This window comes from Kribbella antibiotica (assembly GCF_004349055.1).
In the GTDB taxonomy this organism is placed as follows: domain Bacteria; phylum Actinomycetota; class Actinomycetes; order Propionibacteriales; family Kribbellaceae; genus Kribbella; species Kribbella antibiotica.
On record NZ_SMKX01000008.1, the window covers coordinates 25,558 to 41,280 of the forward strand.

Here is a 15,723-nt window from a genome sequence, read left to right on the forward strand (position 1 = left end):
CCAAAGCCCGCGGTCCCCTTTTCATCCTTGTGAAGGACGGATCAGGCCGAAGTGATTAGATCTTCATGAGAGCTATGGTGCGGAGGGTGGACAACACCCACAATGCAGGAATGCCGCCTGACCAAAAGGTTGAGCCGTTCGTCGTGAAGCGCCACGGGCTCGGCACCACCAAGACGATGCTGCTCTTCTGCGCACTGCTGGTCGGTGCCGAGATCCTGCTCACTGTGCTCACGGTGGTGATCGCGCGCGCTCAGGGACATTCCGTGCGTGACGGGTTGGAGACGATCTGGCTGTCCTGGGGCGGTAGCCCGCTGATCTTCGCGCTCGGCATGCCGTTCCTGCTGCTGATCGGCGCGATCACCGCGCTCGAGGAACGCCAGCAGGCCGACGAGGACGACGTACTGCTGTCCATCGACGAGGCCGGCGTGCACCTGGGCGGCGCTCAGCCGCGCACCGTCGCGTGGACCGAGATGCGTGGCATCTGCCGGATCGAGCGTCCGGTCGGGAGCGCGGAGGACGAGGAGTGGGAGCCCTATCTCGTCGTTCTGATGCACGACGAGCTGGCGCTCCCCCACAGCTCCAAGGCGTGGGGACCGTCCCGCCCCTGGCCCGGCGCCCATGAGGTGATCGGGCGTGCCATGCCGTACGACGACCTGGTCGCAGCCGTAGCGCGGTATGCGCCGGACGTCCCGGTCACCGACCGCGGCCGCGTACCGGACTGAACCACTTCAGTATTCGCCCACCGTTGAAACGGTGGCGATCACCGCTCGATCACCCGACGATGTAGTCCATGCGTCTCGCCCGAATGGTCCTCGTCGCGCTGTTGCTCGCCGGCCAGTTCGCCCTCCCAGCTCACGCGGCCGAGCCCGCCGGTACCTGGAATCCGCAGGCCGCGCCGAATGCCGGCGTACCGGTACCGCCTGGCAACGGGTCGTACTACATGTACGCACCTTCGGTCGTGCAGCTCACACCCACCGAGCGAATGGTCTACACGTGTGCCAATCGGGTCTCCGGCCAGACCTGGGACCACATCGGCATGAACTACGGCACCCGTCGCGCCGACGGCACCTATGCCTGGGGCGCCGTCCAGTTCCCCCTCAACCCGCAGGCAGCGGACACGCCGTTCTGGGCCTCGAACCACATCTGCGATCCCGAGGTGGTGCGCGGCTCGTTCCGGTACGACGACCACACGTATGCGTGGGCAATGTTCGTCCTGGGCTACCCGGACCTCGGCAAGTATCCGAACGCGGACCCGATCAACGTGATCGGTGTCGCGTACGCCGACCAGCCGCAGGGACCGTGGAAACTCAGCCGGAACGCGCTCCTCGACCGGTCCACCGACGGCCCGCTGAGCAGCTGGGGAGTCGGCCAGCCGAGCGTGACCTCGATCGACGGCGCCGGCCGGGTGCTCGTGTTCTACAGCGGTGTCGGCCGGGTGTCGCGGCGCGAGATCGATCTCAGCGACGCCAACAACCCAAAGGTCGGTGCGCGCGTCGAACTGCCCGGGGACGGCCTCACGCCGGAACCCGATGGCGGTGTGTGGCTGCACAACGCGTCCTTCGTGTACGACCCGGCGCGCGACGAGTTCCTGATGTCCCGCGACACCGGTGCCAGTAATCCGAGGGTCCAGACGGACACCGAGATCAACCGGATCGCCAGCTCCGCGATCTGGTCCGGAACCGGGACCTGGAGCGTGGTCGGCCGGCTGAACGAATGCCAGAGCGGATTCAAGTACAACCACAACTCGGGCATCGTGCGGAACGCGTACGGCATGATCGCGGACAGCTCCGAGATCGATGTGTACTTCGCCACCGAGCAGCCCGGCGGCGACTATTGGGCGTACCGGCTCTCGCACGCGCAGGCGCCACTCGCCTTCACCAGTGGAGCCAAGCCGGAGCTGGTCGCACAGGAGAACGGCCAGCTGACCGTGCTCGGGCACACCGCGAACCGGTGTGAAGCGAACGTCTGGAGTTCAACGCAGGCCGGGCCGTGGACCAAGTTCGGTGCAAGCCCGGCCGGGCGACCGGTCGCAGCACGACAGCCCGACGGCCGGGTTGCTTTGTTCTCCCGCGCGAACGACGGGTCGATCTGGTGGAACGTGCAATCCGCGCCGAACGGTGGTCATCCCGGCTGGAGCCAGCTGGCCGGGTCGGCCAGCGCCGGCGACCCGGTGGTCGGGAAGACACCCGACGGTCGGTTGGTCGCCGTCACCCGGCGGAACGAAGCACCGGGCTCCCGGGTCTACGTCAACACCCAGCAGGCGCCCAACGGGGCCTTCGCGAGCACCTGGCAGGACCTCGGCGCCAGCCCCGCCGGTCAACCCGTCATCGGCACCAACCAAGACGGATCGCTGGTGCTGTTCGCTCGGGCAGCGAAAGAGGCCGGCGGTCAGATCTGGTTCAACCAGCAGAACGGCACCTCGTGGACCGGCTGGCAGGTCGTGGAGAGCTCACCATCCTTCGATGGTCAGCCGTCCGTCGCCCGCCAGGCTGACGGCCGCCTAGTGCTCGTAGCGCGCCGCTGGGAGGGCCAGCTCTCGGTCGTCTACCGATCTGTCCAGACGGCCACCGGCTTCACCCCGTGGACCAGCCTCGGCGCCAGCCCCGCCAACGACGCCGTACTGGTCGAGCAGGCTGCACGCCGCCTCGCCATCTTCGCCCGAGCTGCCGACGGCAGCATCTGGTGGGCCCAGCAACAAACCGACAACGGCGCCTTCGCCAGTTGGACCTCCCTGGCCGGCAATGCCGGAGACGACCCGGTGGCCCAACTCCGCTCCGACAACCGCCTCGATCTGGTGGTCCGCCAGCCCGACGGCCGCATCGCCCACCGCATCCAGACCGCCCCCGGAGCCACCAGCTTCGACGACTGGCAGCCCATCAAGTGATGCGTCAGCTCTTGGCGGTGAGGAGGGTTTCCAGGTCGGTGAGGGTGGCCATGGCGCCGAGCGGGCCGAGGCCGAGGAACCAGACCTCGTCGTTGACGCGCTTGGCGTGGCCGGCCTTGACGGCGGGCAGCGCCTTCCAGAGGTTGCCGTTGACGACCTGGGATTCCTTGGTACCGGTGATCGGGCCGAAGCTGGAGTAGAAGATCCAGTCGCCGTCGGCCTGGCCGATGTTCTCCTCGGAGACCTCGACCGCGAGGTCCTGGACGTCCTGCACCTTCGGGCGGGGCAGGCCGATGTCCTTCAGGATCACGCCGATGAACGACAGATTGCCGTACAGGCGGATCTCGGCCGGGCGGAACCGGACCAGCGAGATCGTCGGCGCTCCCTGGACCTTGCCCTTCACCTCGTCGGCGCGCTTCTGGTAGTCGTTCAAGATCTGGGTGGCCTTGGTCTCCTCGCCGACCGAGTCGGCGACCAGCAGGAAGTTCTCCTTCCAGGGGAACCCGGGCCGGATGCTCATCACGGTCGGCGCGATCGCACTCAGCTTGCTGTAGAGCGTCGCTGCGCGCAGCTTGCTGCCCAGGATCAGATCCGGCTTCAGAGCGGCGATCGCCTCGAGGTTCAGCTCGCTGACCCCACCGACCGTCTTGATGCCCTGCGCCTTGTCCGCCAGGTACGACGGGACGCCGTTCTGCCCGGTGTTCGTCGCCATCCCGACCGGGGTGATGCCGAGCGCGAGCACGTCGTCCAGCTCGCCGCTGTCCAGCACCACGACGCGCTCGGGCTTCTTGTCCAGCTTGGCCTCGCCGAGCGCGTGCTTGACGGTCCGCGGGAAGGCCCCCGGCTGCGCGTCCGAGCCGAGCTTGGCGGTCTCGGCGTCGGCGGTCTTGAACAGCCGCCCGCCGGTCGCCACCTCCGTGTCACCGGCCCCGGTGTTGGCACTCTTCGTGTCACTACCACCACAGCCGGCCAGCGCCAGAACGGCGGACACGGCAACGATTCCGATCAGTCTCTTCACGAACATTGAGACTACAACAACTTCGGTAAGGCTCACCTCACCAAGTCCACCGTGCGGCCGGCGGGCAGCGTGACGACAATTTCCCTGTCCGGCAAGGCGATCCGATGCTGACCGGTGCGCGAGGCAACGACTGAGGCCGCCGTCACTCGCCCACCCTGCCACGTGACGTCGAACACGAGCCCGCCCCGGGCCCGCAGACCACGGAACGAGCCGTCCGGCCAGGCGGTGGGCAACGCAGGCAGCAGCCGGATCACGTCGGTGTGGCTCTGGATCAGCAGCTCGGCGATACAGCCCGTCATACCGAAGTTCGCGTCGATCTGGAAGATGTCTCCGTCGCGGTGCAGCAGGTTGTCCGAGACCAGCCGGGCCAGGTAGTCCTGGATGACCTCAGACGCCTTGTCTGCCTCGAACAATCGCGCCCACAACGCCACGAGCCAGGCGGCCGTCCAGCCACCATTCGTCGCACCATCGGTACGCACGGTCAGCGATCTGCGCGCGGCTTCCGCCCACTCGGGCGTACCGGCTGGGTCGATCTCCGCGCCCGGGTACAGACCGTACAGATGCGATTGGTGGCGGTGGTTGATCTCGGACGGGGTCCAGTCGGTCGGCCACTCGTTCAGCCGCCCGTCCGGCGTGATCTTGATCTCCGGCAACCGCTCGCGCGCCGCTTGGGCCTGCTTGTTGAGCTCAGTCGCAAGACCCAGCGCCGACTCGGCCTCGGCCAGATTCGCGAACAGCTCGCGAATCAACCAGATGTCGTACGTCGACGTCAGATCAACTGACGCCTTCTCCCCTGACGGCAAGACGAAGTGATGTTCCGGCGCAGTCGACGGTATGAACTGCAACTGCGCGTCCCAGTCCTCGATCAGCATCGCCAGCACAAACTCCGCAGCACCTGCAATCAGCGGATACGACCGCTCGCGCAGCAACTCCAGGTCTTGACCGAATCGGTAGTGCTCCATGAGATGCGCGGCCATCCAGACGCCGCACGTCGCACACATCGCCCAGACCGGATCATCACCGCCGTCGCCAACTGGCCAGGTCGCACGCCAGATGTCCGAGTTGTGATGCGAGACCCAGCCAGGAGCGTCGTACAGGATCCGTGCCGTGTCCGCGCCGGAGTCGGCCAGGCCCTCCAGCAGGTCGATGAACGGCTCGAAGCACTCCCCCAACCCGGTCACATCAGCTGGCCAGTAGTTCATCTGGGTGTTGATGTTGTTGGTCCAGTCGCTCGCCCACATCGGCCGGCGGTCTTCGTTCCAGATGCCTTGCAGGTTGGCCGCCTGGGTGCCCGGTCGCGACGACGCGATCAGCAGGTAGCGGCCGAAGTTGAACATCAGCGCGACCTGATCCTGACCAGCACCGAGTTGAAGCTCTGCACGGTTATACAGCTCGTGGTGATCCTCGATGTGCCGCTCACGCAGCTTGTCGAGCTCAACAGCCTTGAGTAGGTCGATTGCCGCGCGCACCGCGGTTTGCGGATCACGACCCGGCGGCACCGACCACCCTTCGAAGGTGCTCGCCGCAGCCAGCACCACGGTCACGCGGTCAGCGCCACGAACCGTCACGCCCTCCTGGGACGAGGTGACGTCACCCCCGAGGTGGTGTACCTGCAACGCGATCCCGAACCCGATCCCGTGACCATCGCGGTACTGAATCGGATCCGGACTCTGGCGATACTCGATCGTCAGCTCCGACGGCGCATGGCCACTGACGGTATAGATGCCGTCGGCAACTTCTGCCGTGATCGGATGCTGACTCTCCAGGCCCAGGTCCAGATCGATCGCTCCGGCCTGGTCGGCCGTGATCGTCCAGACGAGCACCTGGTCCGGCGCGGACACAAAGGTCTCGCGCCGGAACTGCGTCCCACTCACTGTGTAGTCGACACCGACCACGCCGGTCCGCAAGTCGAGGCTCCGGCGATAATCGCCGGCCTCCCCCGCCGTACGGATCAACAGGTCGGCGAGCGGCTGATACGACTCCACCAGCGGACCCTGCAAATCCCGGGTCCGCTCAGTGGCCGCCAGCCGATCACCGTCGTCCAGCAACAATCGCCGTACGTCGGCCAACGCCTCCGGACCGCCCGTCACCTTGAGCTCGCGCGGCCCGTCGCCGGACCATACGTCGTCGAGATTCAGGGCGATCCGCTCCGCACCGACCCGGCCGAACACTTTCGCTCCGAGGTGCCCGTTGCCGATCGGCAACGCCTCGAACCAGTCCGGCGCGGGGGTACGGAACCACAGTTCGCTGGTCATGGGGCCTCCTGACCTGGACTGAGGAGTGGAGGGAGCGAAGCGACTGGAGTGACGAGGGAAGGGCTGGAGTTAAAGCCCCATGACCCGACGCGCCGGAGGCGTGGCCGTGATGCAGACATATCTGTTTACTTGCTCCCGGACTTGTACTTGTCGTAGGCCTGCTGGTTGATCTCCAGGAACCGCGGCATCCCGGTGTTGTCGAGACCCTTCACGAAGGCATCCCAGTCGGTGTCGATGTTCTTCGACCCGGTGATGAACGCGAGCTGGCCCTGGTTCACGTAGTTCTGCAGGTTGGTCTGCAGTGTCGCCAGCTCACCACTCAGGCTCGGGTCCGGCCACACGACAGCCTGCGGGAAGACCTGGGCCCGGTCGGCGTGCCCGTCGTACAGCTTCGTTGCCTGGAACAACCGACGCTCGTAACCGGCGGAGCTGTAGATATCGGTCGGCGTGACCTGTGCGTTCCGGAAGGCGAGCACGTTGTGGTACTGCGCCAGTGCGCCCCAGTTGATGTTCTTCGGCGCGTTCTGGACCGGCTTCCAGAGCGGCTTGGTGTCCTTGTCGAGCCCGACCTCACCAGCGGCGGGCTTGTTCCAGCCGACACCCTCAGGGCCGTTGTTCGTGATGATCTGGCCCTCGTCGGTGAAGATGTAGTCGAGCATCTTGATCGCCGCGACCTGAGCCTCCTTGCTGGCCTTGTTGGTCAGCATGAAGGTGTAGTTGAGCGCCGGCAGGTACTGCTCCCCCGCGTAGCTCTTGCCTTCCGGGCCGGTCAGCGGCGGGACGGCGTCGTACTGCTTGTCCCGGCCGTCCTTGGAGTCGGACTGGACGAAGATGTACGGGTGCAGCATCGGCGCCGAGCCGATCCGGACCGCCTTCGGGTCGTTGCCCAGGGCCTGCAATGCCTGCGCGTTCTGGGTGAACGCCGCCTGGTCGATCAGGCCGTCCTTGTAGAGGGAGGCGATGTACTTCAGCCCGTCGCGCCACTGCGAAGTGGCCAGCGGGGTGACGACCTTGTCGCCGTTCAGCGTGATGAGCCCCTGGACGCCGTTGTTCGCGCCGACCGGCGGGTAGGCGTACGCGCCCATCAGGTACGAGATCAGGGTGCCGTCTTGTGTGTCCGCGGTCATCGGGACCTCGTCGGCCTTGCCGTTGCCGTTCGGGTCCTGCGTCTTGAAGGCCTTCAGGACCGTGCGCAGCTCTTCCGGAGTCTTCGGCTGCTGGAGGTTGAGCTTCTTCAGCCAGGCCGAGTTCATCCACAGCTTGTTCGGGAGGCTGCAGTGGTAGCAGTCGGCCCACTGCGGCAACGCGTAGATGTGCCCGTCCGGAGTGGTCGACTCCTCCTTGTAGGCCTTGTTCTCGTCCAGGAACTTCTGGATGTTCGGGGCGTTGTCCTTGATCAGCTGCTCGATCGGGAGCGCCACGCCCTGCTGACCAAGCTTCATCACCTCGGCCTTGCTGAAGCCGTCGACCCACGGAATCAGGAAGAACAGGTCCGGGTAGTCCGCACTGGCCAGCGAGATCTGCCGCTTCTCCTTGGCCGGACCGGCGTCGAAGGTGGTCGTCTGCCAGCGGAACTGGAGCTTGAACTTGTCGCTCATGATCTTGGTCACCTCGTTGGTGTCCAAGTTCATCGTCTGGTCGGCCGGCGTGAAGACGTCGATGACGGTCTTGCCGTCGGCCGACGTCTCGTTCGCCGCCGCGTCGGACTTGTCCGAGCTGCAGGCCGCCACGGTGGCGAGCAAACCGGCGGCGACGAGCGCGGACAGTTTGCGCACGGATACGCGCATTGCTGTGTTCCTTTCTGAGAAGGGCCTTCGGCCCTTGACCGCTGAGAAAGAGCCGTTAGCCCTTGACCGCGCCGACCATCACGCCCTTGGTGAAGTGGCGGGCGACGAAGGGGTAGATGACCAGTACGGGCAGGCTCGAGATGACGATGAGCGCGTACTTGAGGACGTTGGCGAGCTGTTGCTGTTCGAGCTGCTGCGCCAGGTTGTTGGCCGTGGTGGATCCGGTGAGGGTGTTCAGGATCAGCACGTTCCGCAGCACGATCTGCAACGGGTAGAGCCCGGGATCCTTGAGGTAGATCAGGGCGTCGAAGTAGCTGTTCCACTGGAAGATCGCGTACATCAGCGCGATCACCGCGATGACCGGCTTGGACAGCGGCAGCACGATCGACCAGAGGAAGCGCAGGTCGCCGGCGCCGTCGATGGTGGCCGCCTCGTAGAGCTCGTCCGGGATGGTCGAGCGGAAGAAGGTGCGCGCGATGATCACCTGCCAGACGCCGATCGCGCTCGGGATCACCATCGCCCACCGGGTGTTCAGCAGGCCCATGTCCTGGACCACCAGGTAGGTCGGGATCAGGCCGCCGGAGAACAGCATCGTGAAGATCAGCAGGCTCATGATCACGTTGCGCCCGTAGAAGGTGCGCCGCGAGAGCGGGTAGGCGATCGCGATCGTCAGCGTGACGCTGATCAGCGTGCCGCCGATCGCGTAGATGAACGAGTTCAGGTAGCCCTTCATGATGAGGGGATCGCTGAACGCTTGCTGGTAGGCCTTGATACTCGGCTCGACCGGCCACAGCAGCACCCGGCCGGCACTGACCGCGGACGCGCTGCTGAACGAGTTCGCGACGATGTAGATGATCGGTACCGAGACCACGATCAGCGCGAGCCACAGCATGATCCGGACACCGGTCAGGAAGATCTTGTCGGTCCGGGTCTCCTCGATCGCCGTCCGCTTCGAGCCCTCGGACGACTTCCCCGTACGGCGGAATCCTTGCAACGTGACGCTCATGACCAGAGTCCGTTCCCGGTGATCCGCTTGGCGACGAAGTTGACGACCACCAGCAGGACGAGGTTGACGACGGAGTTGAACAGCCCGATCGCGGTCGCCATCGAGAAGTCGGCGTTCAGCAGGCCGGTCTTGTAGACATAGGTCGCGATGATCTCGGCGTGTGACTGGTTCAGCGGGTTCTGCAGCAGGAAGGCCTTCTCGAACCCGATCGACATGATGTTGCCGACGCCCAGGATCAGGATGATCACGGCGGTCGGCATGATGCCGGGCAGATCGACGTTGCGGATCCGCTGCAGCCTGCTGGCCCCGTCGATGCGGGCCGACTCGTGCAGCGCGGGGTCGATCCCGGCCAGCGCCGCCAGGTAGATGACAGCCGAATAGCCGGTCGTCTGCCAGACATCGGACCATACATAGATGTGCCGGAAGTAGTCCGGATTACCGAGGAAGTCGACGGCGGGCACTCCGAACAGCCCGATCGCGTCGTTCACGAACCCCAGCCGCGGCGACAGCACCAGGATCGTCATCGAGACGACCACCACGGTGGAGATGAAGTACGGCGCGTACGTCACCAGCTGGACGAGCTTCTTGAACCTCCCGTTGCGGATCTCGTTCAGCGCGATCGCCAGGATGATCGGGATCGGGAAACTCGCCAGCACCGTGTAGGCCGCCAGAATGAACGTGTTCTTCACCAGGGTCCAGAACACGGGGTTCTGGAAGAACAGTTCGAAGTTCTTGAGGCCGACCCAGTCGCTACCCCACGGCCCCTTGATCGGGCTGTAGTTCTTGAACGCGATCACCGCGTTGCTGATCGGGATGTACTTGAAGATCACGAAGTACGCGAGGGGCACGATCACCAGCAGGTACAGCTGCCAATGCCGGCGCAGACTCCGGCGGGCCTGCGTCCACTGGCTCGGCCGGGGCAACGGTGTCCGTGTCACCACCTTCGCCGGAGCCGGCGTGGGCGGCGCCGCCGACGACTCACTATCCCGCACCTCGTACGTTGCACTCACTCCGCATCCTTTCCGTCACCGATCGGAGTGAAACCGATATCCGATAGGATCTCGGCCCTCACTCACCGGGAGGATGACACAGAACGACCGTCGACGGAAGACTCCCGCCCGGTGCCGATACCCGACCTTGACCAAAAAGGTCCGATCTCTTGCAGGCAAGGGGAAACTCGCGTTGCCCAAGGCAACCATGACGGCCAACGAGCCATGGCCCGATGGCTGTTTCCCACCGGACCCGGGCACCTCACGGCACTGCCCCGGGTCGCTCTGAGCCACCGACACCGGACCGCACCACAATTTATTACTCTTGTGAACTATCTCGCAGTCAACCGCCCTCCGCAATCCCTGTCAAGACTTTGTGAGAACAAGAAAACCCGTCGACGGCGCTGGGATAGTGGCCAGATGGGAGCGCGAATGACGTGGTGGGACGAGGCAGACGGAACGCGGCTCTACTTACTGTTGGGGTTCGCTGACACTGCGCAATTGGCCGAGCTCGAGCAGCAGGCGCGAGAGCACGCGGCTGCCGACGACAGCGTTGGTACGCCGATGTTCGGGACGAACCCGGAGTCTGCGGACGAGGTCGCGCTGGTACGGGCGGCTGGGTACGGGGTGGCGTTCACCCGGGTGCGGATGACGCTTGAGCTGGGTGAGCCGGGCGAGGTGGAGATGCCCGCGGGGATTGAGCTGCGGCCGGCGTCGGCGGGTGATCATCGGGCCGTGTTCGAGGCCAATTCCGAAGTGTTCTCGGGAAGGTCGACCGGGTATATCCAGGACACCTTCGAGGAGTTTGAGAAGGACATCGCTGACGACTACCCGGACTACCGGTTGTGGACCTTGTCTTGGGTTGGCGACAAGCTCGCTGGTTGGGTGGTCAGTGGGATCGACGACACCCCATGGGTCGGCGTCCGGGCGGACTGGCGACGGCGTGGGCTCGCGTCCGCGCTACTGCGCGCAAACCACGCCCAGCTGTGGGAGAACGGCGTACGGGAGGCGTCGCTGTGGACCGTCGCGGAGAATCCGACGGGGAGCGTGGCGCTCTACGAATCGCTCGGGTATCAGGTCGTCGAGCGGGAGCCCAGATATCGAAAGGCTCTCACTGTGCCATCTAACGGCTCCGCCTTAGGGACCTGACCCGACCATCACGGGGGAACGGCCGGGCCAGGCACTTTCGATACTACTCCGGTTCGGAGTGCACGTCCGGGTAAACGGCAGGCGGACGCGCCGGAACGCTTTCAGGAGAACACGTTTCCTGCCGAAGACTTATCGCCCGGTCCGATCCGGTCCGGACCTATCAGACCGCCTGGGCGTTCTGCTCGCGCCGATCCCGGTGCTGTTGCGCGGTGGAAGGCAGAGAGGCGGATCAGCAGCGCAGTGTCCGGTCGAAGAAGGACCTGACACTGTTGCGGATCCAGGGCACAGATCGGCCGGGTGCGATGGTGCCGACAAGCTTGGCGCGGTTCTCGGCGGTCATCAGACCGGCCTGCTGGCATTGGGCGGCCATCGTGCCCAGGTCGGTGAACACCCAGTGGTTGGCTTGCGTGAGTTCGGTACGGCGTACCGGCCCACCGTGGCTGAGCAACGCCGACCAGGAGCTGTCGAAACGGTCGTCGCGGTAGCCGTCGGTGCCGGTCAGCTGGACTGGCCGATCAGTACCGTGCTGGGCGATCGGGTAGAGCTCGTTGGGTTCGCCTGGAGTGAGCGGCAGGTAGTCGAGGTAGCCCTCGAGGTTGATGGCTGACCTGAGCCCACGGTTCTCATAGAGCGCCTCGGCCGCGGTGGCGCCGCCGGCTGAATGGCCGTAGATGCCGACTCGGCGCAGGTCGAGCGGCAGGTCGATGGTCTTCAGTTGCGAGAGCACGAACGCGATATCGGCCAGGCGGGTCGAGATCATCAGGCGCAAAATGACCGGATCGGTCGCCCCGGTCGGGGGAATCTTGATCCTCCGCAGCTCACCGGTCGAGAGCTCGACCTCAGAGGTCTCGCCCGGGTGGTCGATGGTGATCACGATGTAGCCGTGGCTGGCGAGCTCCTCGGCGGTACCGGTGCCGAGGGTTCTCGGGTCGATGCCGCCGGGTGAGTAGAGGATGACGGGACGGTGTCCCGGCAGTGCCGGTGCCTCGACGTGCGAGTGGGTGAGCGTGGCCGCCCAGTTGACCCCCGCGGTGGGCAGCGAGTGCAGGAACTGCGCGTCGAAGATATTGAAGAACGCGGCCGCCGCGGGCGTCATCTGCGGAGCGACCGGGTAGCCGTGCGTCGTCAGCGCCGGGTAGAAGATGCTGAGCATCACGTCGCGGTCGGGCGTGCCGATCCACGGATCGCGCCGGCCGCGCTGGATGAGTTGCAGGGATCGGACACCGATCCGGTGCGGTCCGGTGGGTGCCGGCAACCTCAACGTGAGGTCAGCTTGGGTCGAGGTGGCGTGCGCAAGAGTCGCCATCGGCAAGGTGGCCGCCAGGCTGGACAGGGCGAGAAAACTCCGTCTGCTCCACATGGCCTCACCCTGCCAGCCGAACACCGCGCCGGTCGGTCGCTGACCGGAACCTGCCGCCGCGCCCCAAACCGCTCAGTCGTCGGTCCTGACCGGCACCCGGCGGGCGTCGTATGACGACTTGACCAGGCTGGCGACCGTGGTGACGAACAGCGTGGCGCCGATGAAGCTGAGCGAGGTGATGATGCCGATGTGCGGCAGGTGGATCGCGCCGATGTCGTCGATGTGTGAGCCGTGCAGGGCCTCGACGATCAGCTTGATGCCGATGAAGGCGAGGATGACCGACAGGCCGACGTTCAGGTAGACGATCCGCTCCAGTAGGCCGCCGATCAGGAAGTAGAGCTGGCGCAGACCCATCAGGGCGAAGGCGTTCGCGGTCAGGACGACGTACGCGTCCTGGGTGAGGCCGAAGATCGCGGGGATCGAGTCGAGCGCGAAGATCACGTTCGCCATGCCGATCGCGGAGATCACGATCACCAGCGGGGTCAGCAGGCGCTTGCCGGTCTTCTCGTCGCGGGTTGCCAGCTTCGCGCCGTCGTAGTCGTGGCCGAGCGGGAGGATCCGGCGCATGCCACGCAGTACAGCGTTCTCCTGGAAGTCTTCATCGTCGTTCTCCCCCTCGATCGCGAGCTTGATCGCGGTGTACACGAGAAACGCGCCGAAGATGTAGAACACCCAGCTGGCCGCGGAGATCGCCGCCGCACCGGCCAAGATGAAGACGGCGCGCAGCAGCATCGACACGACGATGCCGATGTAGAGCACCTTGTCCTGCGCCAGCGCCGGCACGCTGAACCGCGCCATGATGATGACGAAGACGAAGAGGTTGTCGACGCTCAGGCTGTATTCGGTGATGTACCCGGCGACGAACTCACCACCGGTCTTCCCGCCACTGAACATGAACAGCCCGATCGCGAACAGCGCGGCCAGCCCGACATAGAACAGCACCCAGCGGGTCGCATCCTTGATCGTGACGGCATGGTTCCGGCGCGAGATCACGATCAGGTCGAACGCGACGATCGCAACCAGACCGGCGATCGTGAGCACCCAGACCAAGGGGGGCATGACAGAAACCATGAGTGATCCTCCGGACGCATGAGATTACGTTGGTCCGGAGGTCTCTTCCGCCTGGATCACTCCAGGCCGGCAGCACCGGTTCGGCCGCCCAGGCCTCCCGTGATGACGACACTGCCGTTGCGGAATACTCCCCTCCACAAACGAGCCAACTCTATCTGATACCGATGCATCTCACCGTGCACCACGTCACAGTCGAGCCGCTCTGCGTGATCGTATACCGCATACAGTCCTCACTGCTAGCCCCCGGAACCCTTCGATCAGCGCTGAACAGGTGGCGATCTGCGGACACCGCAGCAAGGGTGGACAAATGACGCGCCGTACCGCTTCGGCTGGTGGTATTCGATTGCAGTCGACTACCACCAGCCCTGAGAGCGCCGACCCTTTACCGCCGCGTCGGCATCAGAACGAAGACCGTCGGAGTAGCGCCGTTGAAGCGCAACAGCCGCTCCTTCACGATCTTCAAACCCTGAGTGCCGGCGACGGCGGTCCGCAGCAACCGCTTGTCTTCGGTCATCAGCACCGCGCGGCCATCCTTGGTGAGCACGCGCGCGATCTCGCCGACGGCGGCCGGATACAACCGCAGGTTGTCCTGATGACTGCCGACCCGTTTCCCGAATGGCAGGTTCGCGACCACCCGGTCGACGCTTCCGTCCGCGTGCTTCAACTCTTCAGCGAACCCGACACGCAAACACCCATCACCAAGATTGCGCCGAGCCAACTCGATCGACCCCGCAGACTGATCCGCTCCGACAACCCGTACGTCGACCTGCTGGGCGCGAGCCGCCACCAGCACCGTTCCTGATCCGCAGAACGGGTCCAGCACCACCTGTCCGGCGCGAATCTTCGCCAGCCGCACCAGCACCTCGGCCACCACCGGACTAGTGGCCCAAGGCAACCGCTCCAGCCGCCCGAACCGCCGTACCCAATGCAGTTCACCAACCTCGGCAACCCAACCTGCCGGCGACTCGGTCAGATTGATCGCCCAGTCCCGCGGATCGTTCCGCCACCCCATCCGCTCAACGGCTGACACCAACTCACGCCTGACGGTTGCGCTGTCCGCACCGACCCGGAACGCCACCGGCTCCAGGTGCTGCAGAGGTTCGAGAAAGGTCTCATCACCGGGGCTGCCCGGCAGCGGGATCGCCGCCGACGAATACAACCGGCAACCGGCGATCTCTTGCAGGTCGCTCACGCAACAGTCCACCGAAGATCTGTTGGAGCGAATGACGAACTGACCGAGCTCGGCGGCGAGCAGGTCGACCGCTCCTTCTACACAACGAAGATTCAACTGCACAGGTGACTCCTGAGGTCGCGTCGATGAATGTCGATCGATGCGCGACGTGCCTCATCACCACCAGCAGGTCGAACCTCTGGCGGTGGAACACGTCTCTCAGAAACCAGTCACTACCGTCGACCCTAGAACGCCCCTCGCTGATCCCGCGAGGCATTTACGTCGGGAAGGACACCTGGTGGTCGGCCGGGGTTCGTCGAGGGCCAAACCCATTTGGTGGGCTGACCCACCCGCGTGTGGGAGGGCTAACCGCATGCGATTGGCCCTCCCACATTCTCGTGGGTGGGCCTACCAAATGGGGCGGGCAGCGACCGTGGGTAGGCGCGGCGGGGCGGGCACGCGCAGACGGGGTCCGACGGGCGCCGCGAAGGCGTACCGGGCTTTTGCGGGCCGTCCGGGTCTCGTTAGGCAAAAAGTTTCCATTTCGGTCGAGGACTGGGAGATTTCTCATCTGAGGAGTACAAAGAAGTGCTGTAGGTCTTACCGCCCCTAGACCTGGAGGTACTTGATGGACGTGATGTACGGACTTGTCGGCGAGGCATCGTGGTTCTGTTGCGGCAACGCATGGGGACCCTGCGCGAGCACCGGGACCGGTGCTTGTGGGACGTGTCATTCGGGAAACTTTCAGCATGCATGGACGAACACTTCGGACGCCTGTTACGCGATCACACGGCCGGACAACTGCGGGGTTACCGGGGTATCCCGCAGGGGTTGTGGGTTCCGGCATGCGACGACCAACCTGTGCAACGGCTCACGGGTGGTTACGTCGATCGCGGACTGTGGGCCGCGGACGCGGTCGTTCTGTGGTGAGCGGGCTTGCTGCGGAGGGACTTGTGCGTCGAACCGGGTCATCGACCTGACTCCCGCGGCGTTCACGCGGATCGCCAGCCTGAACGCCGGGCTGATTCCAGCC

At 65.2% G+C, this 15,723-nt stretch carries 11 protein-coding genes; 3 read left to right on the top strand and 8 right to left on the bottom strand.

Going from position 1 to position 15,723, the window contains the following annotated elements; genetic code table 11:
• Positions 1–110 precede the first annotated feature (110 nt).
• Positions 111–722, top strand: coding sequence for a hypothetical protein (locus E1263_RS04520; RefSeq protein ID WP_132165663.1), 612 nt, complete (start codon positions 111–113; stop codon positions 720–722).
• A 68-nt stretch (positions 723–790) separates the two neighbouring features.
• The gene (locus E1263_RS04525) at positions 791–2,884 is read left to right on the top strand and encodes a DUF8189 domain-containing protein (RefSeq protein WP_132165665.1); all 2,094 of its coding nucleotides are present in this window, start codon (positions 791–793) and stop codon (positions 2,882–2,884) included.
• Between the two features lie 4 nt (positions 2,885–2,888).
• Here E1263_RS04525 and E1263_RS04530 read toward each other — a convergent pair whose 3' ends face one another.
• From E1263_RS04530 to E1263_RS04550, 5 genes are all read right to left on the bottom strand, one after another.
• Positions 2,889–3,902, bottom strand: a complete 1,014-nt coding sequence (locus tag E1263_RS04530; RefSeq protein WP_238161074.1) for an ABC transporter substrate-binding protein — start codon at positions 3,900–3,902, stop codon at positions 2,889–2,891.
• Between the two features lie 32 nt (positions 3,903–3,934).
• A complete protein-coding gene (locus tag E1263_RS04535) occupies positions 3,935–6,157 on the bottom strand; it encodes a glycoside hydrolase family 95 protein (protein ID WP_132165669.1) in 2,223 nt (740 codons plus the stop codon).
• Positions 6,158–6,282: 125 nt separating this feature from the next.
• Positions 6,283–7,944: a type 2 periplasmic-binding domain-containing protein gene (locus tag E1263_RS04540; protein WP_132165671.1), complete on the bottom strand. Its 1,662-nt coding sequence runs from the start codon at positions 7,942–7,944 to the stop codon at positions 6,283–6,285.
• A gap of 55 nt (positions 7,945–7,999) precedes the next feature.
• Entirely contained in the window at positions 8,000–8,950 is a 951-nt protein-coding gene (locus E1263_RS04545; protein ID WP_132165673.1) for a carbohydrate ABC transporter permease, read from the bottom strand.
• Positions 8,947–9,960 (bottom strand): ABC transporter permease, encoded by a 1,014-nt coding sequence (locus E1263_RS04550; RefSeq protein ID WP_238161075.1) that lies wholly within the window; start codon positions 9,958–9,960, stop codon positions 8,947–8,949. The genes E1263_RS04545 and E1263_RS04550 overlap by 4 nt, the downstream gene beginning before the upstream one ends.
• 399 nt (positions 9,961–10,359) lie before the next feature.
• Between E1263_RS04550 and E1263_RS42530 the strand changes: the two genes are divergently transcribed.
• Positions 10,360–11,088 (top strand): GNAT family N-acetyltransferase, encoded by a 729-nt coding sequence (locus tag E1263_RS42530; RefSeq protein WP_165956464.1) that lies wholly within the window; start codon positions 10,360–10,362, stop codon positions 11,086–11,088.
• Positions 11,089–11,317: 229 nt separating this feature from the next.
• Here E1263_RS42530 and E1263_RS04560 read toward each other — a convergent pair whose 3' ends face one another.
• The 3 genes from E1263_RS04560 to E1263_RS04570 form a co-directional block, all read right to left on the bottom strand.
• The gene (locus E1263_RS04560; RefSeq protein WP_132165679.1) at positions 11,318–12,448 is read right to left on the bottom strand and encodes an alpha/beta hydrolase; all 1,131 of its coding nucleotides are present in this window, start codon (positions 12,446–12,448) and stop codon (positions 11,318–11,320) included.
• 72 nt (positions 12,449–12,520) lie between these two features.
• Positions 12,521–13,507: a TerC/Alx family metal homeostasis membrane protein gene (locus E1263_RS04565; RefSeq protein WP_132165681.1), complete on the bottom strand. Its 987-nt coding sequence runs from the start codon at positions 13,505–13,507 to the stop codon at positions 12,521–12,523.
• 394 nt (positions 13,508–13,901) lie between these two features.
• A complete protein-coding gene (locus E1263_RS04570; protein ID WP_132165683.1) occupies positions 13,902–14,813 on the bottom strand; it encodes a TRM11 family SAM-dependent methyltransferase in 912 nt (303 codons plus the stop codon).
• Between the last annotated feature and the right edge of the window lie 910 nt (positions 14,814–15,723).

Coding starts and splice junctions, on each gene's coding strand:
- E1263_RS04520 (WP_132165663.1), top strand. CDS start 111: ATGCCGCCTGACCAAAAGGTTGAGCCGTTCGTCGTGAAGCGCCACGGG.
- E1263_RS04545 (WP_132165673.1), bottom strand. CDS start 8,950: ATGAGCGTCACGTTGCAAGGATTCCGCCGTACGGGGAAGTCGTCCGAG.
- E1263_RS04525 (WP_132165665.1), top strand. CDS start 791: ATGCGTCTCGCCCGAATGGTCCTCGTCGCGCTGTTGCTCGCCGGCCAG.
- E1263_RS04560 (WP_132165679.1), bottom strand. CDS start 12,448: ATGTGGAGCAGACGGAGTTTTCTCGCCCTGTCCAGCCTGGCGGCCACC.
- E1263_RS04565 (WP_132165681.1), bottom strand. CDS start 13,507: ATGCCCCCCTTGGTCTGGGTGCTCACGATCGCCGGTCTGGTTGCGATC.
- E1263_RS04535 (WP_132165669.1), bottom strand. CDS start 6,157: ATGACCAGCGAACTGTGGTTCCGTACCCCCGCGCCGGACTGGTTCGAG.
- E1263_RS42530 (WP_165956464.1), top strand. CDS start 10,360: ATGGGAGCGCGAATGACGTGGTGGGACGAGGCAGACGGAACGCGGCTC.
- E1263_RS04540 (WP_132165671.1), bottom strand. CDS start 7,944: ATGCGCGTATCCGTGCGCAAACTGTCCGCGCTCGTCGCCGCCGGTTTG.